General features: G+C 62.4%; 17 protein-coding genes and 1 pseudogene. 3 read left to right on the forward strand and 15 right to left on the reverse strand.

The features are described 5' to 3' along the window. Position 1: 1 nt before the first annotated feature. From pgaB to murJ, 6 genes are all read right to left on the reverse strand, one after another. Positions 2–1,873: a poly-beta-1,6-N-acetyl-D-glucosamine N-deacetylase PgaB gene (pgaB, locus tag ISP18_RS04140; RefSeq protein WP_380017282.1), complete on the reverse strand. Its 1,872-nt coding sequence runs from the start codon at positions 1,871–1,873 to the stop codon at positions 2–4. A gap of 2 nt (positions 1,874–1,875) precedes the next feature. Further along, a complete protein-coding gene (gene pgaA / locus ISP18_RS04145; RefSeq protein ID WP_380017284.1) occupies positions 1,876–3,951 on the reverse strand; it encodes a poly-beta-1,6 N-acetyl-D-glucosamine export porin PgaA in 2,076 nt (691 codons plus the stop codon). Between the two features lie 398 nt (positions 3,952–4,349). Then, positions 4,350–4,838, reverse strand: a complete 489-nt coding sequence (gene lspA, locus ISP18_RS04150; RefSeq protein ID WP_380017286.1) for a signal peptidase II — start codon at positions 4,836–4,838, stop codon at positions 4,350–4,352. Positions 4,839–4,998: 160 nt separating this feature from the next. Then, the gene (gene ileS, locus ISP18_RS04155) at positions 4,999–7,881 is read right to left on the reverse strand and encodes an isoleucine--tRNA ligase (RefSeq protein WP_380017288.1); all 2,883 of its coding nucleotides are present in this window, start codon (positions 7,879–7,881) and stop codon (positions 4,999–5,001) included. 160 nt (positions 7,882–8,041) lie between these two features. After that, positions 8,042–9,010 carry a bifunctional riboflavin kinase/FAD synthetase gene (locus ISP18_RS04160; protein WP_380017614.1) on the reverse strand — a complete coding sequence of 323 codons (969 nt, stop codon included), beginning with the start codon at positions 9,008–9,010 and terminating at the stop codon, positions 8,042–8,044. 16 nt (positions 9,011–9,026) lie between these two features. Then, entirely contained in the window at positions 9,027–10,619 is a 1,593-nt protein-coding gene (gene murJ / locus ISP18_RS04165; RefSeq protein WP_380017290.1) for a murein biosynthesis integral membrane protein MurJ, read from the reverse strand. A 201-nt stretch (positions 10,620–10,820) separates the two neighbouring features. On the opposite strand from murJ, the gene rpsT reads away from it, so the two are divergent. Further along, positions 10,821–11,084 (forward strand): 30S ribosomal protein S20, encoded by a 264-nt coding sequence (gene rpsT / locus ISP18_RS04170; protein WP_325363706.1) that lies wholly within the window; start codon positions 10,821–10,823, stop codon positions 11,082–11,084. Between the two features lie 95 nt (positions 11,085–11,179). Here the strand turns inward: rpsT and ISP18_RS04175 are convergent, their stop codons facing one another. From ISP18_RS04175 to ISP18_RS04215, 9 genes and pseudogenes are all read right to left on the reverse strand, one after another. Continuing rightward, the gene (locus tag ISP18_RS04175) at positions 11,180–11,908 is read right to left on the reverse strand and encodes a copper homeostasis protein CutC (RefSeq protein WP_380017292.1); all 729 of its coding nucleotides are present in this window, start codon (positions 11,906–11,908) and stop codon (positions 11,180–11,182) included. Further along, positions 11,908–12,960: a N(4)-(beta-N-acetylglucosaminyl)-L-asparaginase gene (locus ISP18_RS04180; protein ID WP_380017294.1), complete on the reverse strand. Its 1,053-nt coding sequence runs from the start codon at positions 12,958–12,960 to the stop codon at positions 11,908–11,910. The genes ISP18_RS04175 and ISP18_RS04180 overlap by 1 nt, the downstream gene beginning before the upstream one ends. A gap of 278 nt (positions 12,961–13,238) precedes the next feature. After that, positions 13,239–16,640 (reverse strand): annotated as a pseudogene (locus ISP18_RS04185) (ATP-binding protein); the annotation flags it as partial. Continuing rightward, on the reverse strand, positions 16,630–17,304 hold the full coding sequence (locus ISP18_RS04190; protein ID WP_380017296.1) for a DUF4194 domain-containing protein: 675 nt from the start codon (positions 17,302–17,304) through the stop codon (positions 16,630–16,632). The gene ISP18_RS04190 and the pseudogene ISP18_RS04185, both read right to left, overlap by 11 nt. Beyond that, positions 17,291–18,760, reverse strand: a complete 1,470-nt coding sequence (locus ISP18_RS04195) for a DUF3375 domain-containing protein (RefSeq protein ID WP_380017298.1) — start codon at positions 18,758–18,760, stop codon at positions 17,291–17,293. Before ISP18_RS04195 ends, ISP18_RS04190 begins: the two co-directional genes overlap by 14 nt. 212 nt (positions 18,761–18,972) lie before the next feature. Further along, on the reverse strand, positions 18,973–20,043 hold the full coding sequence (cgtA, locus tag ISP18_RS04200; protein WP_380017300.1) for an Obg family GTPase CgtA: 1,071 nt from the start codon (positions 20,041–20,043) through the stop codon (positions 18,973–18,975). Between the two features lie 173 nt (positions 20,044–20,216). Next, a complete protein-coding gene (gene rpmA, locus ISP18_RS04205) occupies positions 20,217–20,474 on the reverse strand; it encodes a 50S ribosomal protein L27 (protein WP_380017302.1) in 258 nt (85 codons plus the stop codon). A 24-nt stretch (positions 20,475–20,498) separates the two neighbouring features. Then, positions 20,499–20,813, reverse strand: coding sequence for a 50S ribosomal protein L21 (gene rplU, locus ISP18_RS04210; RefSeq protein WP_380017304.1), 315 nt, complete (start codon positions 20,811–20,813; stop codon positions 20,499–20,501). A gap of 119 nt (positions 20,814–20,932) precedes the next feature. Then, positions 20,933–21,418, reverse strand: coding sequence for a DUF2059 domain-containing protein (locus ISP18_RS04215; protein WP_380017306.1), 486 nt, complete (start codon positions 21,416–21,418; stop codon positions 20,933–20,935). A 186-nt stretch (positions 21,419–21,604) separates the two neighbouring features. Here ISP18_RS04215 and uvrA point away from each other — a divergent pair, with 186 nt between their 5' ends. Further along, positions 21,605–24,496 carry an excinuclease ABC subunit UvrA gene (uvrA, locus tag ISP18_RS04220; protein ID WP_380017308.1) on the forward strand — a complete coding sequence of 964 codons (2,892 nt, stop codon included), beginning with the start codon at positions 21,605–21,607 and terminating at the stop codon, positions 24,494–24,496. Beyond that, positions 24,493–24,924, forward strand: a complete 432-nt coding sequence (locus ISP18_RS04225; protein ID WP_380017310.1) for an acyl-CoA thioesterase — start codon at positions 24,493–24,495, stop codon at positions 24,922–24,924. Before uvrA ends, ISP18_RS04225 begins: the two co-directional genes overlap by 4 nt. Positions 24,925–24,962 lie beyond the last annotated feature (38 nt).

Here is a 24,962-nt window from a genome sequence, read left to right on the forward strand (position 1 = left end):
GTTATCGCTCCGGATAGGGATAGTCGGCAATCGAGATCGCCGGGCGGATCGCTTCCAGTTGTGGCTGGTTGCGAATGAAATCGTCCGGGTAGTAGCCGAGGTGGCGTACGCCTTCGATCTGCAGCAAGCGGAAGCGCGCATCGACGTCTTCATCCGAGATCGCCTGGCCCGTGCGCCAGTCGCGCGTAGCCAATTCGAACAAGGTGTGGTCCAGCGCATGCGGATCGGCAGCGGCTACACGCGCGACCAACGTTCGGTACCAGCTGTCGTTGTCCGCCTGCTTATCCAGTTGCGGCATGGCCATCACGGCGGTGACGTCGTAACTGGCCAGGAATGCCGGCAGGCTTTGCGCGAACCATGCTTCGGATTTCGGATCCATGATCGGTCGCGTGTAGATGTTCCGCACTGTTTTCACCTGCGGGCGCCAGCGCCGCACGCGCGCGGTCAATTCGTTGGTGAAGTCGATCAGCGCGGTGGTGCGCTGTGCGGGCGTCTTGTTCGACCACGGGCCGAGTTGGTCCGTATCGCGGATGTATGCGTCGTCGGAGAACAGCAGACCGGCTTCGTCGGCATGCATGGCGAGATCTTCGTAGACGTCGCCGATCCATTGCCGCACGCGCGGATCCCACGGTGCAAGACGATAGTGATCGCCGCCCGGTTTCGGTTCGCCGCCTAGTGAGGGAAGATTCGGCGCATCCGGAAAATGGAAGGCGAGCACCGGCATCCATGCATACACGCGTACCTGGGCACGCGTGCGCAATTGCCAAGCCACGCGCGAGAACAGATCCGCGCGCATCGGCAAGTGACGGTTAGGGAAATACACCGCTTCGGCGACGCCATCGCCTTTCGGATCGGCGTAGGCCTGCAGCCACACCTGGCTGGGATGCATGCGGCGGATGCGGTCGAGCAGGTGCGACAGATTGCGTTCTTGCTGCGCCGGATCCGGATCGTAGACGTAGTCCAGATCCACCTGCACCGCGCGTATCGGGTCGATGCGCGAGTGATGGCGAATCAGCCAGCCGAGCCGATTGGCGCTGATGTTGCCACTGACCAGCAGGCGCGGCAGCGTGTGATCGTCGGGCGATACGGGGATCGCATCGTCCAGGCTGAAAGAAATGCTCATGCCTTCACTGGTCGCCGCCTGCAGCGCGATTTGGTTGTACGCGCCGTACGGCCACACGATCGCGCGCGGACGATGACCGGTGGCGCGCTGGATTTCATCTGCGCTCTCGCGCAGATCGTTGCGCAGGCGCGCGGCGTAGGCAGTTTCGCTTTCGTAGCTCGCCGTGCGCGGGTCGTACCACAGCGTCACCACGGCAGGTAGCTGATTGCCCTGCGGATTGGCGCTGATGCCTTCATGCAGATCCCAGGTATGCGAAGCGAATTCCACCAAGCCGGAGCCTTGCATCTCGCGCACCTGATCCCAGGTGAGGAAGCATTCGCGCATGCAGGTGCCGCCGCCGTAGGGCATCTTGCGGTTGGATGCCATGTCGATCCATGAGCCTTCCAACGCTGCTAGCGCCGGGTAACCGTACGCGCGTAGCAGCGGGTACACGCGCGTGTAGAAACTTTCCAGCCCGTCGTCGAAAGTGAGCAGCACGGCGTGCGGCGGCAATGGCGCTCCACCCTGCTGCGCCTTGATGACCTGATCGAGGCTCACCACGTGATAGCCGTTGGCTTTCAACCAGTCGAAATGCGCGATCAAGTGATCGGTGCTGGTCGCGTCCGGATCGCGATCACCCTGCAGGCCGACGTCGTCGCGCACGTCGTGATAAGCCAGCACGATCACGCCGGAGCGTTCGGACACGAACTCGTTGGCGCACGCCAGTTGCGCCATCACAAGCAGAAGCAAGGCGAGCAGGACCAAGCGCATCGCTACTCTCCCCAATGCATGGATACGTCCAGCACGACACGCGATTCGTGCCGGCCGTCGTAGGGTTGCCAACGCCAGCTCACGCCCCAGCCAAAGCGCAGGCCGGCATGTGGCTGGAAGGTTTGTCCGTAGCGCACGCTGGCCATCCAGCCGGTCGCGTAGTTGCGCTCGACATAGCGACCGATGGCCGCGTCGAAGCGCTCGTTCCATGAGCGGGTGTCGTATTGGTAGAGCGCGTTCTGCAGCGTGGTGGTCAATGCGTAGGAACGGTCCCAGGAAGGATTGAAGTACGGCCGGTCTTTTTCGCTGTTGGTCGATCCGCCGATTTCAACCCCGCCATCCAGACTAAGGTTCGGCCCGGTGTGCAGGCGTTGCACAAAGTCAACCAGCCAGCCCTTGCGCAAGTTGCCATCGGTGAAGTGATCGCGATACAGCGCCAGGCGCGCGGAGGTGAGTTCGCTCGCGCGCCACTGCACGGCGGTGTTCAAGGTGTTGCCGGTGATGCCGTAGTACTGCGCGCGCAGCGGAATATCCGCGCCCGCGCTGCTCGCATCGGCCGTCCACGACCAGTGATCGCTGATCGCCCAATTGAAGCCCGCTTCCACATCGGTGCGCCGCACGTAGTGATCTACCGCCGGCAGCGCCTGCAGATAGAACGCCACGTTCGGCATGAAGCCTTGCACACCCAGGCCCGCGCGATTCCTTTCCACATGGCCTTCGGGCAAGGCTGCGGATGCTGCGCGCGCCAGTGCCAGCACGCGCCAGTGATCGTCGATCAAGGGGCTGGCCAGCGTCGCCTGCGTTTCTTGGTCGCGATCGCCGTAGTCTGGGCTGCTGCCCCAGCCATTGTCGTGCGCCAGATCGAATTGCCAGCCGCGCTGGCGATCCCATGCCTGCAGCGCATCCTGCACGCGGCCGCTGCGGCCGGCTTGCTGTTGCGCCTGATCGAGGGAAGTTTGCGCGGCGGCGTAATCGTAGGTGGCACGCGCAACGTCAGCGTCATCCAGTGCGGCGCTTGCATCGTGTTCGTCTTCGAGTGTGGCGGCGATCTTCAAGGTGTCCGCCGCACGATGCGGCCAGCCGCGCGCCAGCTCCGCCATCGCCAGCTGACGGCGCAAGTCCACATTGCCTGGCGCGTCTGCGCACATGGCGGCGAGGCGCGTATAGGCATCCTGCAGTTCACCGACGTCAGCATGCAGTTGGGCTGCGGTGCTGTCGGCATCGGCTTTGTGCGAATTCTGCGTCACCCCGCGCGCGCCAGGCGGATCTAGCCAGCGCGGGTCGGTGGCGGCCACTTTGTCGATGGTGGTCAGCGCTTCGTGCGTGCGGCCGGCCGCGAGATACGCATAGGCCAGGTCGACGTGTGGATCGGCCTCGCCCGGCGCATATGGGCCGGGATCACGGTAAATACTGTCCTCGTACAGCGCGACGGCTTCGCCCGGCCGATGCTGCTGCATCAGCGCATCGGCCACCGCGCGCTCCGCATAAGGCGGCAGTTGCGTGCCCTGCTGTTTCAGTTGCGCGTAGCCAGCCAGGACTTCGTTCGCGCGATCGCCCTGATCCATCGCGACGAGTTGATCAAACTGCGCACGCCTGCGAATGTCCGCCGCGCCGCCGCCCTGGTCCGCCACCCGCTGTGTGTCGACGATAGCCTGGTCGGCATCCGCGTAAGGATGGGTGGCATCGGCGGGCATACCCTTGGCCCAGCGCACTTCATGCGAGGCGTAGTCGGCCTGCAGCCGCGCCTGCTCAGCTTGGCTGAGCGGCGGTGAAAGTCTCGCGGCCAGTTCCCGGGCGCGCGCGGCACCGCCCAGTTCCGATAGAAGCTGGATGGCCAGCAATTGCGCATGGCGGTCGTCGGGCCAGTGCGCCAGCACTTCCTCGCAATGCGCGAGTGCCTCGACACGATGTCCCGCGTCCCGCTCGGAGCGCGCTTGCGTTAACAAGGCTTCGCGATCAGGCGCACTCTGCGCAGCGACCGCTTCGCCCGTCACGCACAAGGCCAGCGTAACGAAGACTGCCAGCGCCACACGCCGCAGCATGGCTACTTGCGCGGCCGAATCCTTTCTTATTTGCACGCACTTTCCCATCGCCAGAGTCGCTCTTCGCGTCCAACGTGAAAACGCCCAGTTCGGTGAAGCCACTTGTGCCCCTGCTCCGTCGAACCCCCTCGTTGCAGGAATAAAGCGGCAAGAATCAGGCCATTAGGCGATCGAGAGGATTCTCACGTGACAAAGACGCCGCCCTTTGGCAGGCGCTGGTGTGAAGAAATATGCGGCAGAGCGCGATGGAACTGACGTAAGCAGCTGTTTTACATTCGAATGGTCACGCCTGGAGGGCTCAATTCGCTGCCGCGGAGCGTCGAGAGAAACGTGACGCAAATCACACTGACCAAAAGAGGACAACCGACTGTTTATGTCACTTTCGCCCCTTCCGGCTCATCGGGACGACACGCTGCCTGCGGGCAATGCCACCGTTATCGGCTGGATGACGAACGCAGCCCGAACAGGATCAGCAGCACCGCCCCCACCGAGATGCCGCAATCGGCCACATTGAAGGTGGGGTAGTACCAGTCGCGGTAGTACACCTGGATGAAGTCAGTGACCTGCGAGGCATGCAGGCGGTCGATCAGGTTGCCCAGCGCACCGCCGATCACCAGTGACAGTGGCAAGGCCGTGCGCCATTCGCGACGGGCCGTGCGCGTCAGCCACACCACCAGCGCCGTAGTGATCGCCACCGCCAGCACCACGAAGAACCAGCGTTGCCAGCCGCTGCTTTGCGCGAGGAAGCTAAAGGCGGCGCCGGTGTTGAAGGCCAGCGTCCAGCTGAGCAAGCCAGGGATCACTGGGTGCGGCAGGCCTGGCGGCTGCAGCGCAGTGAGTGCCCACCACTTGGTGAGCTGGTCGAGGCCGATCAGCAGGGCAGAGATAAGCAGCCAGGGGAGTGCGTTGGGTTTAGGGTGCATGGTGTTCCTTCTTTTCTCCCTCTCCCCTCCGGGGAGAGGGTCGGGGTGAGGGGAAAATCTTGCGTGGATTTGGAATCGGAGCGGCGCTTCGATGAAATATCAGGCGAGCGTCGCCCCTCACCCAAACCCTCTCCCCAGAGGGGAGAGGGCTCTGTTTTCGCTAGAACCAGCGACGATCCTCGCCCGGCCCTTCCACATTGCTCACGCAACGACCGCAGATTTCCGGATGATCGGGATGGCTACCGACATCATCGCGGCGATGCCAGCAGCGGATGCATTTGGGCGCCAGCGTCACCGCCGCCCTCACCCACGCCGTCTTGCCTTCGATGTCCGCCGCATTGACCAGAGCACTTTCACCGTCCAGCCCCACCAGTGGCTCCACTTTGGTCGCCGCGTGCAGCTTCACGTCCGAGGTGATGAAGAAGAAGCGCAACTCGTCCGCCATCGCCGTGAAGCGCTGGATCAGTTCGGGTTCGGCGTGAATGGTCAGCTCCGCCTCCAACGCCGCACCGAGCTTTTCGTTCTTGCGCATTTCTTCCAGTACGCGCGAAGCGGTATCGCGAATTGCCAGCAACTCGGACCAGTAACGGCGCTGCGCCGGCGAACCCTGCGTATTGGCCAAACCGTCGTACCAGGTTTCGAACAGCACGCTTTCGCCGCGTTCGCCCGGCATGTGCTGCCAGATTTCCTCCGCGGTGAACGACAACATCGGCGCCAGCCAGCGCACCATCGCTTCCAGGATGCGATACATCGCGCTCTGCGCACTGCGCCGGCCATGGCTGTCGGTCGGCGTGGTGTAGAGCCGGTCCTTGGTGATATCCAGATACAGCGCGCCCATTTCGGTGGTACAGAAGTTCTGCACGCGTTGCACGATTTCGGGAAAGTCGTAGCGCTCGTACGCGGCGATCACCGTCTGCTGCATTTCATGCGCCTGACTGATCGCCCATTGGTCAAGCAGCAGGCTCTGTTCCACCGGCACCATGTGCTTGGCCGGGTCGAAGCCATCCAGATTGCCGAGCAGGAAGCGCGCGGTGTTGCGGATACGGCGATACATATCCGACACGCGCTTCAAGATTTCCTCCGACAAGGACATCTCGTAGCGGTAGTCGGTGGACGCTACCCACAGGCGCAGAATGTCCGCGCCCATGCGATTCATGATGTCCTGCGGCTCGATGCCGTTGCCCAGCGACTTGGACATCTTGCGGCCCTGCGCGTCGACGCTGAAGCCGTGCGTGAGCAGTTGCTTGTACGGCGGCTTGCCGTCGAGCATCGAGGCGGTGAGCAGCGAGGAATGGAACCAGCCGCGATGCTGGTCCGAACCTTCCAGGTAAAGATCGGCTGGAAACGCTTGCACGTCGGCATGCGAGCCGCGCAGCACGTGCCAGTGCGTGGTGCCGGAATCGAACCACACGTCCAGCGTGTCACGGTTCTTTTCGTAATTTTCGGCATCGGTCCCCAGCAGTTCGGCGGGATCGAGTGTCTGCCAGGCTTCGATGCCACCTTGCTCGACGCGCTTGGCGATTTCTTCCAGCAGTTCCGGCGTGCGCGGGTGCAGCTCGCCGCTTTCGCGATGAACGAAGAAGGCCATCGGCACGCCCCATTGGCGCTGGCGCGACAAGGTCCAATCAGGGCGATCGACGATCATGCTGTGCAGACGCTGCTTGCCCCAGGCGGGGAAGAACTGCGTGGCTTCGACGCCTTCCAGCGCCACTTCACGCAGCGTCTTGCCGCCATCCTTGGGTGTGATGTCCATGCCCGCGAACCACTGCGAAGTGGCGCGATAGATGATCGGCGTCTTGTGCCGCCAGCAGTGCATGTAGCTGTGCGCGTACTTGTGTTGATGCAGCAGCGAGCCGGCCTGATCCAGCGCTTCGACGATCTTGGGATTGGCTTTCCACAAGAACATGCCACCGAACAGTGGCAGCCAGGAGGCGTAGACGCCATTGCCCATCACCGGATTGAGGATGTCGGCATCCTTCATGCCGTGCGCCTTGCACGACTGGAAGTCTTCCACGCCGTAAGCGGGCGAGGAGTGCACGACGCCGGTACCGGTATCCAAGGTGACGTAGTCGCCGAAGTAGACCGGTGACAGACGCGCATAACCCGGATCGACTGCATACAGCGGATGGCGGAACTTCAAATCGCTTAGTGCCTGACCCGGTACCGAAGCGATGATTTGGCCGTCCAAACCGTAGGTCTTCAGGCATTCCTCCACGCGTTCGGTGGCGAGGATCAGCAAACCCTTGGTCGTGTCGACCAGGCTGTAACTGAATTCTGGATGCAGGTTGAGTGCCTGGTTGGCGGGAATGGTCCAGGGCGTGGTGGTCCAGATCACGATCTGGCCATTGGGCTTCGGCAACTTTTCCAACCCAAACGCTTTGGCAACGGCCGCGGGATCATCGAAGGCGAAGCCGACGTCAATTGCGATGTCGACCTTGTCCTCGTACTCCACTTCCGCTTCAGCCAGCGCCGAACCGCAGTCGAAGCACCAGTTCACCGGCTTCAAGCCGCGGTAGATGTAGCCCTTGCGCAGCAGCTCGGCCAGCGCGCGGATTTCACCGGCTTCGTTCTGCGGCGCCATGGTGAGGTAAGGACGATCCCACTCACCCAACACACCCAGGCGCTTGAAGTCGGACTTCTGCTTGTCAATCTGCGCGTTGGCGTAGGCGCGCGCCTTGCTCATCACGTCGAGCGTGGGCAGTTCCTTGCCGAACTGTTTTTCGATCTGGATTTCGATCGGCATCCCGTGGCAATCCCAGCCGGGCACATAAGGCGCGTGGAAGCCGGCCAGCAGCTTGGACTTCACCACGACGTCCTTGAGGATCTTGTTGATCGCATGACCCAGATGGATCGCGCCGTTGGCGTAGGGCGGGCCGTCGTGCAAGACGAACATCGGGCGGCCTTTCGCCTTTGCCTGGATCTGCGCGTAGCGGTCGGCCTTTTCCCATTCGGCCAGCCAGCCCGGCTCGCGCTTGGGCAGGTCGCCGCGCATCGGGAAAGTGGTTTGCGGCAGGTTGATGGTGCTTTTGTAGTCCTGGGTCATCGTTCGGGTGCCGTCTCTGGGAGTCGTTCCGCTTCGATGCCCGCAGGGGAACCGAAGCCTCATGCTGCTTGCCACGCGCGGCGGCAAGCGCACGCGCTTCGGCGGGTGCTTCAAATAATAATGATCGCGATGCTGCGGGAGAGGGTCATGGCGGTGCTGTTCACGGCGTGGCCTGGCTCGCGTCGATCAATACGGGGTTCATGCCCAGGATCTCCCGGGCCGAACGCTCATCATGCCGCATTTGCGCCTTCAATGCGTCCAATCCGTCGAATTTCATCTCGTCGCGCAGCTTGGCCACGAACTCCACCGCCATACGCTGGCCGTAAAGATCACCCTCGAAATCGAACAAGTGCACTTCCAGCAGGGGTTCGTCGACCTCGTTGACGGTGGGCCGCGTACCCAGGCTGGCCACGCCGGGCCAGCTGCATTCGGCTTCGCCCAGTCCCACGCGCACGGCGAAGATGCCGTGGACCGGGGTGACGCGATCGCGCAGATGGATATTGGCGGTTGGGAACCCCAACTCGCGGCCGAGTTGGTTGCCGTATTCCACCTTGCCCTCGATCACAAACGGCCGGCCGAGCAGCGGCGCGACCGCACCGAAATTTCCGGCCGCCAGCAGTGCCCTTACCCGACTGGCCGAAACGCGTTCGCCATCCAGCAGTACCGCCGGCATGGTGTGCGCGACAAAGCCGTGTTCCTTGCCGATCCGCTCCAGCATGGCCACGTCGCCGGCGCGCTTGTGGCCGAAGCGGAAATCCGCTCCCACCCACACTTCGCGCACGTTGAGCCGCTCGATCAGCACGCGCTGTATGAATTCCTCGGGCGACATCGCCGTCAACGCCCGGTTGAAACGCAGCAGCAGCGTGTGCGTCATGCCAGCGGCGGCGAAGCCCAGCAGCTTCTCGCGCACGCTGGACAAGCGCGGCACCGGCTCCTTGGAGAAGAAGGCGCGCGGCAGCGGTTCGAAGCTCACCACGATCGGCGTGCAGCCCAATGCCTGCGCACGCTGGCGCACTTCGCTGAGCAAGGCTTGATGGCCGCGGTGCAGGCCATCGAAAGCGCCGACCGCAACCACGCTGCCGCCGGGGGCCAGGCACGGCCCCGCAACGTCCCGGGACAGTTTCATCATCCGCCCAGTATAGCGTTCAGTCATGTTGCAAATCGCGCAGACGGAAACCGGTGGCAAACAGCACTGCAACGTACGTCGCGCCGCCTCCGCCGACCAGCACGGCCAATCGCCAGACGCGTCCGATCACCTGCAACTGCGTCCAGTCCGGCCAATACCAGCGCCCCAGTAACAGCATCGCTACCATCGCCGCGCAGGCCAGCGCGAGCCGCGTCAGATGACGTCCCCAACCCGGCTGTTGCTGATAGATATCCGCCCGCCGCAGCCAGCGCCACAGGAGCGCCAGATTGATGTAACTGGCCACCGCGCTGGCCATGCCCAACGCCAGATGTAAACCAGGAACCTTTGACAAACCATCGAGCAACGGCCCGGCCTTCAGTCCGGGCGGCGCCCATAGCGCATACAACGCGTACAGAAACACGCCGTTGAGCAGCATGTTGGAAAGCAGTGACGCCACGCCGGCACGCACCGGTGTACGCGTGTCCTTGCGCGCATAGAACGCCGGCAACAGCACCTTCACCAGCGCATAGGCGGGCACGCCGAAGCTCAATGCCGTGACCGACAGCGTAGCCATGCGTGTATCGAACGGGCGGAACTGGCCGTTCTGGAACAACGTGGCGACTAATGGCTGCGCCAGCAGCATCAAGCCGAACATCGCCGGCATCGCGATCAGCAGCGTGGTGCGCAAGCCCCAATCCAATGCTTTCGAGAAACCTTCGTGATCGGTCGCCACGTGATGGCGCGACAACGAAGGCAGGATCACCGTACCCAACGCCACGCCGAATACGCCCAGCGGCAATTCGAGAAAACGATCGGCCTGCGACAGCCAGGTCTGCGAACCGGAAATCAGCAGCGAGGCGATCACCGTGTCGAACAATAGATTGATCTGCGACACCGACGAACCGAACAGCGTCGGCACCATCTGCTGCATGATCCGCCGCACCGGTGGATGGCTCCAACCCCAGCGCGGCCATGTCAGCAGATCCAGTTGGCGCAGCGCCGGCAGCTGAAACAGCACCTGCAGAATGCCTGCCGCAAACACCGCCCAGCCCAGCGCCAAGATCGGTGTCTGCAAGCGCCGCGACAGCCACCACGCACCGGCGATCATGCATAGGTTGAGAATCACCGGCGTCAACGCCGGCAGGCCGAAGCGATGGAAGCTGTTGAGTGCGCCACCCGCCAGCGCGGTTAGCGAAACGAACAACAGGAACGGAAACGTGAGCCGCAGGAGCTCCACCGTGAGTGTGAACTTGTGCTGCTCCGCCACCGCCCCTGGCGTAAACACCGTGGCCACCTGCGGCGCGAACAGCACGCATAGTGCCGTCACCACCAGCAGCACCCCGCCCAACGTGCCGGCCACGCGCGACATCAGTTCCTTCAGCTCGGCATGCGTGCCCTTCTCCTTCACCTCCGTGAATACCGGCACGAAGGCGGTGGAAAACGAACCTTCCGCGAACATGCGGCGCATGAAGTTGGGAATGCGGAACGCCACCCAGAACGCGTCGGTGGCCACGTTGGCGCCGAACACGTGACTGATCGAGATATCCCTGAGCAGCCCCAGTACGCGCGAAACCATGGTCATGCTGCTAAACGAGAGAAGCCCGCGTAACATGCTGGGGGATTTCATGTGTGGGGCGGGGTCCTGAGCCAAACGGTGCGTAGTTTGGCAGTAGTGCACGGGCCGCGAAAACGCGTCACACTCTCCTTGAGGAAAGGGGATAAAGGCGAGAACCCTAACCACTTGACCTATCGGCAAATTGACGTCATAATTGCCGCCTTTTTCCAGCCCTATATTTCATTTCGGAGTTCTACCTTGGCTAACATCAAGTCCGCGAAGAAGCGTGCGCGCCAGTCCGAGCAGCGCCGCCTGCGCAACGTCAGCGCCCGTTCCATGGTGCGCAGCGCCCTCCGTAAGGTCGTCAAGGCCATCGAAGCCAAGGACAAGGCCGGCGCCGTAGCCGCCTTTGCCGTTGCCCAGCCGGTGATGGATCGCTACGCCGCCCGCGGTCTGATCCACAAGAACAAGGCCGCTCGCCACAAGAGCCGCCTGAATGCCAAGATTCACGAGCTGGCCTAAGGCCGAGCAAGCATAAGGGTTGGTGAAAAAGCCGGCGGAAGCGCCGGCTTTTTTTCGTGCGTGGGATTTACTTCCCTCTCCTACTGGGACAGGGGTTAGCCGGCAAGCTGCGCCTTCATCGCCCGCACCTCTTCCGCGCTGCTCTGCTCGATATCCGGCGCCAGATCCTGCAACGCCGGATTGAGATACCGCATCGAGGACTTCAACACCGTACGCGCCGAGCCATGGAACTCATGCGCTCCAGTAAGCCGTGCGATTTCAGCCAGATTGCCGGAACGAATTCCTGCCCCGGCCATCACACTGATCCGGTCGCGAGCTTGCTTCACCAGCCCAGCAATGACCTGTGCACCCGCAAGTGCATTCGCGCATCCGCCCGAGGTGAGCACACGCTCGCAGCCGAGCGCAATGATGTCTTCCAGCGAACGGTTCAAATCCGCACTCGCATCGATCGCGCGATGAAAGGTCACACCCAGCGCGCCGGCTGTTTTCACTAACTGGCGACAACGTGGATCGATAGTGCCGTCAGCATCCAGCGCGCCAATCACCACGCCATCGCAGCCCACGCGCTCGCAAGTTTCCACATCGCGCCGCATGATCTCGAATTCGGTATCGCTATAAAGAAAATCGCCACCGCGCGGACGAATCAGCACGTACACCGGGATGCGCACGCGATCGCGCACCAGCGCAAGCGTTCCGTATGACGGCGTGATACCGCCCTCGGCTAGACTGCCGCAGAGTTCCACGCGATCGGCGCCGCCTTCCTGCGCAGCTATGGCCGACGCGAGCGAGCCGGCTGCGATTTCAAGCAAGGGTTGTTGTGTCATCAGGAATACGTCGTCTGATAAACGCTGGGCGAGGCCAGCAAGCGATCTTGTTGCTGCGCGTCGCACACCGCATAGGTGAAACCTTTCTGGATGGCGTAGGCACCGCACTCGCCATCGCGCCGCAGAGCAAGAAACCCTACCTGCAATTCCTTCGCTGCATCCGGGCGCTTCTTCACGATGCGGCGCACGGCTTCCTCGCAGGCTTCTTGCGGGCTGCGCCCCTGCCGCATCAGCTCCACAACCAGGAAGCTGCCGGCATTACGGATCACTTCCTCGCCTACACCGGTGGAGGTGGCGCCGCCCACTTCGTTGTCTACGTACAGACCTGCGCCAATGATCGGGCTATCGCCCACGCGGCCATGCAGCTTCCACGCCATGCCGCTGGTGGTGCATGCACCGGCCAGCCGGCCGTTGGCATCGACCGCCAGCATGCCGATGGTGTCGTGATTGTTCTTGCCGCCCGGCATGCCCACGCTTTGCAGGCTGCGGTGATAATCGCTGTTCTCGCTATTGGCCACCGGCTTGTACTTGGACTGCTTCAGCCATTCGTGCCAAGCCTTTTCCGATTCGGGCGTGAGCAGTTCTTCTTTCTTGAAGCCCTGCTGCAGCGCGAACTCCAAGGCACCGTCGCCGACCAGCAGCACGTGCGGCGTGTTCTCCATCACCTTGCGCGCGACGTTGATCGGATGAGCGATATGTTCCAGCGCCGCCACCGCCCCACAGCGACCATCGCCGTCCATGATGCTGGCATCTAGCGTCACCTTGCCATCGCGATCCGGATAACCCGCGCGGCCCACGCTGTGATTGTTGAGATCCGACTCGGGCACCATCGCGCCCTTCTCCACTGCATCCAAGGGCTTGCCGCCCTTACCGAGTACCACCCACGCCGCCTGATTAGCAGGCACACCGAAATCCCAGGTGGAGACGACGCGTGCGCCGACGTTACCGGGAACGCTACCGGCCAGGGTTGCGGCGCTGCGCGACAATTTGGGCAGGGCCAGGGCGGACGTTGCGAACAACGTGGTTTTTAGAAAGTTACGGCGATCGGTCATGGGCATCTCCGATGTAGCAGTGCTGGATGATGCCGGATAAATGGGTACATGTGCACCGTGCGGTGTCACCTCTTGGGCAAAGCGCCATATTTCCGAGCCGTCATTCCGACGAAGGCCGAAATGACAACAAGGCAAGACTTGATATCGCACCAGCCGAGATATTTAGGCAGAGCAAGCGTTTACTACGCGATGCATACCCAATTCCAAGCAATACGCTTCAGTTGCGGCGCTGGTTTTTCCAGCGCGCATCCAGTCGCTTGCGCAGTTCTTCAGGCGCCCGCATCAGCCTGTGCCTGGCGCGCTTTCTCCGGCAAAGCCAATCGCTTGTTGTCTTTGTCGTATTCGATCAGCAGCACGCCTGAAGAGTGTCGGCCGGAGATGTCGACGAAGCACGCGCCGCCGATAAACGGCTCCAACGTCATCACCGATTTTAGCGGCGTGGCCACCACCATCTGGAAGCCGAAGTTATCGAAGATGTTCATCGCCAGCGCGGTGAATTCGTTGTCGGCTTTGTCGAAGGCTTCGTCGAGCACGACCGGCGCGTAGCGCGGCAGATGACCGTCGTCGCCGCCGAGCTGGTAGCGCAACGCAGCGGCAAGGCACGTGGTCGCCAGCTTCTGGCGTTGTCCGCCGGATTTGCCGGCGCCGCTGCGATACACCTCCACTGTGTCCTGCGTGTTGGCGTCCTTTTCCACGCCCACGAACTCCACGTGCTGACGTACATCCAGCACCTGTTCGCGCCAGCGCTTGTGCTCGGGATCGTCGGCGGCGAGCTTGGCCACCAGTTGGCGCAGCACAGCGAATTGCGACTCGGCGCGTTCGCGATCTTCGGTCTGGTGATGCGAGAGCACTTCGCGCAATTGCAACTGGAATTCGCGCACTTCCGGCAGGTTGCGGTCAGCAAGGTCGATCTGCAGAAGGGTGCCGCGGTTGAATGGCACGCGCTCAAGGCTTTCGTTCACCTCGTCCATGCGCTGACCGATCGACTTGCGCGCCTCGGTCATGTGTTTCTGCAGCACCAGAAGGTTCTGCTTGCTCTGGCTTTGCAGCAGTTCGAAGAAGCGCGCCTCATGCTTGGGCAAGCCGTCCAGTTCCAATCGGCGCAATCGCGAGAGAAAGCCTTCCACCGAATCCATGTTGGGCGTGAAATCGGCACTGTCTTGCGGCCATTTGCGACAAAACGTGCGGAAGCATTCCTCGACTGCCTGCACCAGCGCGTTGTCCTGCTGCGCGTGCTCTGCCAGTGCCACACTCAGGCCATCCTTGACCTGATTGATCTGGCGATCGAGGTTGTCCAGCATCAGCGGGGGATGTGCCGGCAAACGAGTTGCCAAGGCGTCCGTCTGTGCAGCCGAAAGCGTCATCGCCAGGGCCAGCGGCCGGCAGGATTCACGCTGCTTGTTGAAACCGTTCCGCTCGCGTTCCAGCGACAGGCGTTCGGCGGATGCATCTTCCAGGGTATTGGCTGCACGTCCACGCGCGATGCGCTCGGTATCCAACTGCCGCATGATTTCCTGCAGTGTGGCGTCGCCGGCGCGCAATTGCTGCAATTGGTTTTCGATATCGCCCAGGCGGCGCAGCTTGGGTGCTACATCGATCTCTTCCCATTCCAGATTGGCCAGCTGCGAAGCGGCAAGACGGCGATCGCCATCGGCATCGCGTTCGGCCTTAAGCCGATCCAACTCGGCGGCGCTTTGCGCGATTGCTTGAGCCAGCTCCTGCCCTTCGCGCTCGAACAGCGCCAGCTTGTCGCGATTGTCGAAACCCAGCACCCAGTTGCGACGATCGTCCACCGCACGACGGTCGTCTTTTTCGTGGCGGTCGCCGCCATGCTTCACCAAGCCTTCGCGGGTGATGGCACGATCAGCGTTGCGAAGGGCGGCAGGCGAATCCACGCAGGCGTAATCGAAGCGTCGCTCCAACTCATGGGTCAGCCAGTCGCGATGCGCGTGGTCGCGGATATCCAGCCGGTGTACCAACGAACGGGATTCGGGCCTGCGATTGCCGAGCGCATCGACGCGGCTGACGCGGTAATACACCAGCTTGCCGCCCAGATGCGTCTTGTTGACCCAGTTGGACACCTCGGCGTAGTGACGCTCGTCCACCAGCAGCGACAAGGCGAAACCGTGCAACACGCGCTCGATCGCGCCACGCCATGCTGTGTGTTCGGATTTCACCTGCAGCAGCTCGCCTACGAACGGCAGCGTGTTCTCGGACCAGCCGAGTTCGTTGCACAGACGTGCGCGCATCGCCTGAATTGGCGCCGGAATATTGGAGGGATTGCGCTTGAGCGCTTCGATTTCGGCACGCACCGCGCCAAAACGCTGACTGGCCTGGTCACGTTCGCGCTTGAACACATCCATGCGCTCTTCCAGGCTGGCGGCGCGGTCGCGCGCGCCGTCCAGCAATTCGCGCGAGCGGCCGACGATCTCGGCGAAGCCTTGTGCGGTGGAAGGTACGATCCAGCCCAGTTCGCCGCAGGCGCGTTCGGCCTTGTCGCGGCGCTTCATGCGCTCGTCGCGTTCGCGCGCGACCTGTTCGTGTTCGCGCTCGAGCTGATCGATCAGGTCGCCGCCCTGCTCGCGACGCTGCTGTTCCAGATCGGCCAGATGGCGGTCATGATTTTCCAGAGTCTGGCGGCGCTGCGCGATTTCGCCTTCCAGCGCCACGTCGCGTATCTTGAGTTCAGCCAGCCGTTCGTCCAGCAGCACTAACCGGCGCTGCTCGCGCCAGGTATCCACGCACAGGTGCAGCTCGCGCAACGTGCTTATTTCTCGCCGCAACTTCAACAGGTTTTCGTGCGCGATGCGCGCGGGCACCAGCGTGTCGACCTGTTCGCGCGCGATCACTACCGCCTTGTGTGCAGCATCCAGTTCGCCGAAGTCGGTCACCAGGCGATTAGCGGCGGCGAAGGTTTCCGGCTCATCCAGCATGAAGCCGCGCAGGAAGGTGTTCAGATCGCCCAGGTTCTTCGCCGACTGCGTCTTGTGCAGCAGCTTGAGCGCCATCTCGTTCTGGATGCCGAGCAGACGGCGGAAGCGTTCCGCGTAGCCGGCGAAGGTGTCGAAATGATGCACGTCCTCGCCGAAGCGCGCCTTGAGCTTGCGCAGGTCAAGGTCGAAGCCTTGCAACTCGCTGGCGACGTCGAACCCTCGCTCGCACACCATGTAATGCTTTTTCACGTCCGCCGCGGTCGAGCCGTTGCCGGCGATCCAAAACAGCCGGATCAGGCTAACCGTTTCGCCCTGTGCATTGCGGTACTCCAGCACCAGCGCAGACCACGTACTGCCCTTGCGCAGGTACTGCGTGGCGATTTCACCGGATTCGCCGTCGTGCTGATCAGCCCACGCGCCACGCACGTAAGAAGCCAGGCTGCGATCGCGGCCGCTGCGCTCGGCCTCGCGCGCGGCGGCATTGAAGTCCACTAGGTTGGGTGGTACCAGCAGCGCCGACATCGCGTCGAGCAAGGTCGATTTGCCCGAGCCGGAGCGGCCCACGAACAGGAAGCCGCGCTCGGCGATGGGAACGTCCACCAAGCCGTTGAAAGTTCCCCAGTTGAGCACCTGCAGGCGCCGCATGCGGAACTGTTCCTCGCGCGGATCGGGCAGGTCAGACATGAACAACGTGGGCGTCGTATCGCGCTTGGCCTGCTTGCGCGCCGCCTTGGGTTTAGCGTTCATCCGCAACCTCTTTGGCGACTTCATCTGTCTCGCGCAGCTGGCGGTAGATCTGCGCCAAGGCCTGCACGTCTTCGGCGGAGAACAGCAGTTTCAATGCCGGCGACACTTCGTAGCGATCCTCGCTACCGCGCAGTTTTTCCAGCACGTGGTTTTCCTTCATCTTGCCGATGGACGCCGCCACACGCTTGTTGAAGCCCGCGCGATCGGTGGAGAGATTTTTCTCGTACACCGACAAGGCGTCCACCAGCGTGCTTTCCTCTACCACTGCGCGATGGCCTTGCGCATCGGCTTCGGCCAATTGCTGACGCAAGTGCAACAGCAACACCGAATCGATGAACGTGAGCGGCGAGGAACGCAGCAGCACCGGCGTTTCCAGTTCGCCAGTATCAGCCTGGCGCGTGAAAGCCACGCCGGCATCGCGGTCGAGCACCAGCTCCAGGAACAGATCGTTGAGATGCGAGCGGAGCTGCGCTTCGTAGCGCAGTACAGCCGGCCACAGCTGGCTGTGCCGTCCTTGATCGACGCTGGGACCACTCAGCAACTGACAGAGCGCGCGGCGCGCATCCAGCGGCAGAGTGCCGGCGTCGCCATCGAACAGGCTGTCGTGCTTCGAGGGTTTCGGCGCCGGCTCGATGGCCAGCGGTTCGTCTTCAAGCAAATTCATGACGTTTCTCTTTCAGAAACCACACCAGGGGAATGCGCGCGTGACGCCACTGGCCATCGCCGCCTCTCCAGCTCACTGCTTCCTGTTCGCCGCTTGCGATCACGCCATGGCGCGTAGCCAGCGAGAGATAACCCACCACGCTGCCCAGCCCTTGTTCGGCCGGCTTGCGGTCAAGCACCTGACTGATGGAAAGCTGATCGTGTCCGGCAAGCAGTTCATGCAGATCGCGCCGCAGGCTGCGGAAATCGATTTCCGACTGCGCCACCAGCTCACTCACGCTGCCCAACGAAATCGCCGCGCCTTCGCTGCGCAGGATGCTGCCGTCCACTTGGGCATTGCGCGGATCGTGCAGACGCCATTGTGAAAGCGAGCGCAAACGACTGGTGGTGAGTTGCAGCGTGTACGGCGTGCGCTGGCGCACGCTGACCGAATCGCGCAATTGCAGCGCCTCGGCCTGCGCCTGCTTTAGCAACTGATTCAAACGGCGCTGTTCCAGATAGCCGCGGCTTTGGACGAAACCGCGCAAGCTGCGCGCGAAGTGCTGCAATACATCGTGCACGTGGCCGCCGCGTTCCAGCATCACGCCCGTGAGACCGCGCAGGAACTGCCTCTCGTGGCGCTGCAGCTTTTTTGCGAAACCACGCGATAGCACATTCTCCAGTGCGACATCCAACTGCGCACTTTGCTCCACGTCGTTGAGCAGGCTCCAGAACGCTTTGAAGCTGCGGCCGGCCTCGCTCTCGGCGATCACGTCGACGCCTTCGAACAGGCGATCGAGCACGTCGCCGCGCTCGCCTTCGTCGTCGATGATGCGCTCGCGGAATTCGCGATTTAGATGTTCGAAGTCGTCGCGTACGCGGCGGAAGTCCTCGGCCAATTCGTCGGCAAGCTGGATGACTTCGCGTGCGCGCTCCAATGCGCGCTTGCCGTCCAGCGCGGCCACTTTGCCAATGCTGACGCGCGCGATCTCGGCATCCAGGCGATCGCGTTCGGCATACAACGCCTGTAGGCGCGTAGTGGGGTCGGTTTCGGTCTGCTCGGCCAAGCGCACCAGTTGCTCGATCACTAGCGACAGGCGGCTTTCGGTGGCGGCACTGCGTGGTGTATCCAGCGTGCTGACGAAGCGAAGCGCCTGCGCAGTTTGCGCGGAAAGTTCGTATTCCTCTTCGCTGGCGCCTTCGGGAAGGCGGCGCTCCAGAAAGCCTTTTGCCAACCAATCGGCAACATACGCCTGCGCGGTGCGCGGCAACTCGCGCGGCAGATCGGAAGCGTTGATGGTGTCGAGATGGTGCTGTAGGCGCTCGAACAGAATGGATGCGCTCAGCTTGCGCTCAACGTCCATCAGTAGGGTTTGCAGCAGGCCGATGATTTCCGGCGCGTGATCGGCGGCGAGCAGACGCCAGAGCGGTTCTTCGCGCAGGCGCCGATAGGTGGCGATGCGGGCTTGCAGCTTCATGCTGGTTTCAACTCCCTCTTCCCCATCCTCATTTCTATTTGGGGGAGAGGGTTGGGGTGAGGGGTGGGGCTTGCCGTAAAGCAAATCATTGCGTTGTGTGGTTGCTGCTTTTCCAAGAGCTGTATTTATAACCTCTATCGCAAGATTGTCCCCTCACCCTCTCCCCCATCCTTAATGAAAGATGGGGGAGAAGGAACTGGTGTAAGGCTAGGTCACGTCTCCCCGCGCAACCGCACGTCACCAGGCAACATATCGGTGCGCCCTTCGCGCGCCTCGTGCTGCGCTTCGAAGAAACGCTGCACTTGCTGGCACACAGTCATGGTGTTTTCGCGCGCGATGGCCGACACCACGAACCACGGCTGCGTCCAGCCCAGACGCTTGACGATGTCTTCGGCTACTGCTTGGCGTTCGTCCACTGGCAGCACGTCGGCCTTGTTGAGCACCAGCCAGCGTTGGCGGTGCAGCAGTTCGGAGTCGAACTTTTCCAGTTCATGCTCGATGGCGTGCACTTGTTCGACCACGTCGGAGCCGTCGATCGGCGCAATGTCCACGATCTGCAGCAATAGGCGTGTGCGTGCCACGTGGCGCAGGAACTGGATCCCTAAGCCCGCGCCTTCCGCAGCGCCTTCGATCAGGCCGGGGATGTCGGCGATCACAAAACTCTGATCGGTGCCGAGGCTGACCACGCCCAGGTTCGGATGCAGGGTAGTAAACGGATAATCAGCCACGCGCGGCGTAGCGGCGGAGACGGCGCGGATGAACGTGGATTTGCCCGCATTCGGGAAGCCGAGCAGGCCCACGTCTGCGAGCAGCTTCAGCTCCAGCTTCAGCTCGCGCACTTCGCCCGGCGTACCCGGCGTGGATTTGCGCGGCGCGCGGTTCACCGAGCTTTTGAAGTGGATATTGCCTAGGCCGCCTTTGCCGCCCTGCGCCACCAGCAGGCGCTGGCCGTGCGCGGTGAGGTCGCCGATGATTTCGTCGGTGTCGAGGTTAGTGACGACGGTGCCGACCGGCACACGGATTGTCGTGTCGTCGCCGCCCTTGCCGTACATGTCGCTGCCCATGCCATTCTGGCCGCGCTGCGCCTTGAAGCTGCGCTGGTGGCGGAAATCGATCAGCGTGTTCAGGCCCTCGTCGGCGATCAGCCAGACCGAGCCGCCCAAACCACCGTCGCCACCGTCCGGACCGCCGAACGGAATGAATTTTTCGCGACGGAAGCTGATGCAGCCGTTGCCACCGTCTCCGGCGTGGACTTTGATGATCGCTTCGTCGACGAATTTCATGGGATTGGATGCCGGGATTCGGAAGTCGGAAATCGTACCCCCATGGCCGTTATTTCCGCTTTCGCGGGAATGGCGGCCATGAGCCGGGAATCAGCTTTTGATGATTGACGATTCCCGCTAATAAAACAAAAGCCCCGCCGGAGCGGGGCCTTCGTGCTTACGTCAAAACGGGCTTAGCCCTTGATGACGTTGACGTACCTGCGATTGTTCTCGCCGCGCACCTTGAACTCGACCTTGCCGTCGATCAGCGCAAACAGCGTGTGGTCACGGCCCAGGCCCACGCCGGTACCGGGATGGAACTGGGTGCCGCGCTGGCGAACGATGATGTTGCCGGCCTCGATGGCCTGGCCGCCATAGATTTTCACGCCAAGGTATTTCGGGTTCGAATCGCGACCGTTGCGGGATGAACCTACGCCTTTTTTATGTGCCATGACTGATTACTCCAGATTGGCGGATCAGGCGTTGATGCCCGTGATCTCGACTTCGGTGAAATGCTGACGATGTCCCTGCTGCTTCTTATGGTGCTTGCGGCGGCGGAACTTGATGATGCGGACCTTATCGGCGCGGCCATGCTTGCGCACGGTGGCGGAAACGCTGGCGCCGTCTACGGTCGGGGCGCCGACGGTGATGGTTTCACCGGAACCGACCAGCAGCACCTGGTCGAACTTCACGCTGGCGCCTTCTTCGGCGTTCAAGAGTTCCACGCGCAGGACATCGCCCTGCTGAACGCGGTACTGCTTGCCGCCGGTCTTGATGACTGCATAACTCATGGGAATGGCCCTTCTGTCGTTATTCTCTTGGGTTCGCTGCCACCCTTGCGGGCGTAGCGAACTGCGGATTTTAGCGATAGAGCACCCCGCTGGTCAATCACTGACCACCCACCACCGCCCTACTGCCCTTGGGCGCCGCCGGTACCCGGGCAGCGGCCCTGGCCGTCCAGTTTTCCTTGCTTCTGCAGGTCCGCGAACATGTCGGAGGTGCGTTGGCGACCCCATTGCTGGCCGCTCTGGGCAGCCTCGGCCATGGTGGCCGGCATCTGGGCGACCAGCTTCTGGCCTAGCGGGGATTTGTAGAACTTGATCAGCCCTTCCACCTCGTCGGACGAGAAATGGTGCTGATAGGCCGGGATCATGGCGGTGAGCAGCTCTTCCTGGCCGCTCTTGTCGATGTAGTTCTGCCAGTAGGTGGCCGGCACGCAGGGGAGCTGTTGGCTCATCATCGACGCCATCTGGTTGTTCATCACGGTGAACTGGCCGGGGACGTTCATGACCTGCATCAGTTCCCGCACCAGCGCCTCAGACGGCTGGGCCGCCCAAGCGGAGCCGGCCGCCAGCGCTGCGCACAACCCCATGCCGATCACCCATTTACCAGCCATATGTCACCCCGTCACGTCAGGAATCCGCTACCCAAGCCGGCGAGCATAGTCGGGTGCCAAGCGGCTGCCTAGTCGGCCGACGAATCGGCCTGCTGACACCATGCTGTCAGCAGGTTTATGAACTCGCCATGGGGTCTTGATACGGCCAGTTGTTATAGTGCGAGGTCCCCCAAATAGTCAGGCGTGATGGACACCATACGCATCCGCGGCGCGCGCACGCACAACCTCAAGAACATCGACCTGGACCTGCCCCGCGACCGGCTGATCGTGATCACCGGTCTGTCCGGTTCGGGCAAGTCTTCGCTGGCGTTCGACACCATCTATGCCGAGGGTCAGCGGCGCTATGTCGAGTCGCTCTCGGCCTATGCGCGGCAGTTCCTGTCGATGATGGAAAAGCCGGATGTGGACCATATCGAGGGCCTGTCGCCGGCGATCTCGATCGAGCAGAAATCCACCTCGCACAACCCGCGCTCGACCGTGGGCACCATCACCGAGGTCTACGACTACCTGCGCCTGCTTTACGCCCGCGTCGGCACACCGCGCTGCCCGGATCACGGCATTCCGCTGGAAGCGCAAACGGTGAGCCAGATGGTGGACACCACCCTGGCGATGAACCCGGAAAAGCGCTTCATGTTGCTGGCGCCGGTGATCCGCGAGCGCAAAGGCGAGCACGTGCAAGTGTTCGAACAGTTGCGCGCGCAAGGCTTCGTGCGCGCCCGCGTGGACGGCGCCGTGTACGACCTGGACGCCGTACCACCGCTCACCCTGCGCCAGAAGCACACCATCGAAGCGGTGATCGACCGCTTCCGCCCACGCGATGACATCAAGCAACGCCTGGCCGAATCCTTCGAGACCGCACTGCGCCTGGGCGACGGCCTGGCGATCGTGGTGGACATGGACGATCCGAAAGCGAGCGAGCAGTTGTATTCCTCGCGCTACTCCTGCCCGGTGTGCGACTACTCGCTGCCGGAACTGGAACCGCGCCTGTTCTCCTTCAACTCGCCGGTGGGCGCCTGCCCCAGTTGCGATGGCCTTGGCGTCACGCAAGTGTTTTCGCCCGATCGCGTGGTCGGTCATCCGGAACTATCGCTGGCGGGCGGCGCAGTACGCGGCTGGGATCGCCGCAACGCACATTACTTCCAGCTGATCATGTCGCTGGCCAAGCACTACAGTTTCGACGTGGATACGCCGTGGCAGAAGCTGACCAAGACGGTGCAGCAGGCCATTCTGTACGGTAGCGGCAAGGAGAAGATCCAGTTCCGCTACCTCACTGAGCGCGGCGGCAAGGTGACGCGTGAACATGCGTTCGAAGGCATCCTGCCGAACCTGGAACGCCGCTACAAGGAAACTGAATCGTCCGCAGTGCGCGAAGAGCTGGCGAAGTACATCAGCGATCATCCCTGCCCCGACTGCGGCGGCCAGCGTTTGAACCGTTCGGCACGCAACGTGTTCGTTGCCGATCAAGCGCTGCCTGTGCTTACCGCGCGCTCCATCGACGATGCGCTCGCCTTCTTCGAAACGCTCAAGCTCACCGGCTGGCGCGGTGAGATCGCGGTGAAGATCGTCAAGGAAATCCGTGAGCGCCTGAGCTTCCTCAACGACGTCGGCCTGAACTACCTCACGCTCGATCGCCAAGCCGACACGCTGTCCGGTGGCGAAGCGCAGCGCATTCGTCTTGCCTCGCAGATCGGCGCCGGTCTCGTCGGCGTGATGTACGTGCTGGACGAACCCTCCATCGGCCTCCACCAGCGCGACAACGAACGCCTGCTTGGTACACTCACGCGGCTGCGCGATCTGGGTAACACCGTGATCGTGGTGGAACACGACGAAGATGCGATTCGCGCCGCCGACCATGTGCTGGATATCGGCCCCGGCGCAGGCGTGCACGGCGGCGAAATCGTCGCGCAAGGCACCCTGAAAGACATTCTCGCTTCGCCGCGTTCGGTCACCGGCCAATACCTTTCCGGCAAACGCGAAATCAAAATACCCGAGGAACGCCGCGAACAGCTCGACAAGGATTCGTGGCTGCATCTGCGTGGCGCCAGCGGCAACAACTTGAAGAACGTGGATCTGGCGATTCCGGCCGGCTTGTTCACCTGCGTCACGGGCGTCTCCGGCTCCGGCAAATCCACGCTGATCAACGACACGCTGTTCGCCCTTGCCGCGGCCGAATTGAACGGCTCCAGCGTCCAGCCCGCCACCTACAAGTCAGTGGAAAACCTGGAACTGTTCGACAAAGTGGTGGATATCGATCAATCACCGATCGGCCGCACGCCGCGCTCCAATCCGGCCACCTACACCGGCCTGTTCACACCACTGCGCGAACTGTTCGCGCAGGTGCCGGAATCGCGCTCCCGCGGCTACACGCCGGGACGCTTCAGTTTCAACGTGCGCGGCGGCCGCTGCGAAGCCTGCGAAGGCGACGGCATGATCAAGGTAGAAATGCACTTCCTGCCGGATGTGTACGTACCTTGCGACGTCTGTCACGGCAAGCGCTACAACCGCGAAACGCTGGAAATTCTCTACAAGGGCCACACCATCGCTGACGTGCTCGACATGACGGTGGAAGATGCCGCCAAGCTGTTCGAGAACGTGCCGGTCATCGCGCGCAAACTCGACACGCTGCGCGCGGTGGGCCTGGATTACATCAAGCTCGGTCAGAGCGCGACCACGCTGTCCGGCGGCGAAGCGCAGCGCGTGAAGCTGTCGAAGGAATTGTCCAAGCGCGACACCGGGCGCACGTTGTACATCCTCGACGAGCCCACCACCGGTCTACACTTCCACGATATCGAGCAACTGCTCGACGTGCTGCATCAACTCGTCGAGCAGGGCAACACCGTGGTGGTGATCGAACATAACCTCGACGTGATCAAGACCGCCGACTGGATCGTCGATCTGGGCCCCGAAGGCGGCGCAGGCGGCGGACGCATTCTCACCGCCGGCACGCCGGAAATCGTCGCGGCCACGCCGGGCTCGCATACCGGCCGCTTCCTCGCCTCGCACCTCAAGCCGGTGAAGGCTATACGCGCCAAAGCCGACAATGGCAATGCCAAACCCAAACGCAAAGTGGCTTCATGACTACTGCAACCGACTCCTCTTCCGCATCAGTCCCGGTGTTGTACACGGCGGCGATCAGCGTGCGCTGGCGCGATCTGGACGCGTTCAATCACGTCAACAACTCCACCTATCTCACCTATCTGGAAGAGGCGCGCGTGCAATGGCTGCAGCACCTGCCGGGTTCGTGGTCGGACGAACATGCCGTGCCGGTGATGGCGGCCAGCGAACTCCATTACCGGCGCCCCATCGAGTGGCCTGGGCAAGTGCACGTGGAACTGTTTTGCACGCGGCTCGGCAACAGCTCCATGACAGTGGGCCACCGCATCGTAGATGCGACCGACAACAGCAAGCTTTATTGCGATGGCAACGTGGTGATGGTGTGGATGGATCCGGCTACCGGCAAGTCCGTGCCGCTACCGCAGACATTGAGAAACGCCGTAGTATCGTGACCGCCGACGCTCAGCGTCCGAAGACGACTACCCACATC

The organism is Dyella humi (genome assembly GCF_044904605.1).
GTDB classification, from domain to species: domain Bacteria; phylum Pseudomonadota; class Gammaproteobacteria; order Xanthomonadales; family Rhodanobacteraceae; genus Dyella_B; species Dyella_B humi.

Excerpts from the sequence above, each read along its gene's own strand:
- ISP18_RS04195 (WP_380017298.1), bottom strand. The coding sequence starts at position 18,760 with ATGAAGCTGCAAGCCCGCATCGCCACCTATCGGCGCCTGCGCGAAGAA.
- ileS (WP_380017288.1), bottom strand. The coding sequence starts at position 7,881 with ATGACCCAGGACTACAAAAGCACCATCAACCTGCCGCAAACCACTTTC.
- rplU (WP_380017304.1), bottom strand. The coding sequence starts at position 20,813 with ATGAGTTATGCAGTCATCAAGACCGGCGGCAAGCAGTACCGCGTTCAG.
- ISP18_RS04175 (WP_380017292.1), bottom strand. The coding sequence starts at position 11,908 with ATGACACAACAACCCTTGCTTGAAATCGCAGCCGGCTCGCTCGCGTCG.
- uvrA (WP_380017308.1), top strand. The coding sequence starts at position 21,605 with ATGGACACCATACGCATCCGCGGCGCGCGCACGCACAACCTCAAGAAC.
- lspA (WP_380017286.1), bottom strand. The coding sequence starts at position 4,838 with ATGCACCCTAAACCCAACGCACTCCCCTGGCTGCTTATCTCTGCCCTG.
- ISP18_RS04160 (WP_380017614.1), bottom strand. The coding sequence starts at position 9,010 with ATGATGAAACTGTCCCGGGACGTTGCGGGGCCGTGCCTGGCCCCCGGC.
- murJ (WP_380017290.1), bottom strand. The coding sequence starts at position 10,619 with ATGTTACGCGGGCTTCTCTCGTTTAGCAGCATGACCATGGTTTCGCGC.
- ISP18_RS04190 (WP_380017296.1), bottom strand. The coding sequence starts at position 17,304 with ATGAATTTGCTTGAAGACGAACCGCTGGCCATCGAGCCGGCGCCGAAA.
- ISP18_RS04180 (WP_380017294.1), bottom strand. The coding sequence starts at position 12,960 with ATGACCGATCGCCGTAACTTTCTAAAAACCACGTTGTTCGCAACGTCC.
- cgtA (WP_380017300.1), bottom strand. The coding sequence starts at position 20,043 with ATGAAATTCGTCGACGAAGCGATCATCAAAGTCCACGCCGGAGACGGT.
- ISP18_RS04225 (WP_380017310.1), top strand. The coding sequence starts at position 24,493 with ATGACTACTGCAACCGACTCCTCTTCCGCATCAGTCCCGGTGTTGTAC.
- pgaB (WP_380017282.1), bottom strand. The coding sequence starts at position 1,873 with ATGCGCTTGGTCCTGCTCGCCTTGCTTCTGCTTGTGATGGCGCAACTG.
- ISP18_RS04215 (WP_380017306.1), bottom strand. The coding sequence starts at position 21,418 with ATGGCTGGTAAATGGGTGATCGGCATGGGGTTGTGCGCAGCGCTGGCG.
- rpmA (WP_380017302.1), bottom strand. The coding sequence starts at position 20,474 with ATGGCACATAAAAAAGGCGTAGGTTCATCCCGCAACGGTCGCGATTCG.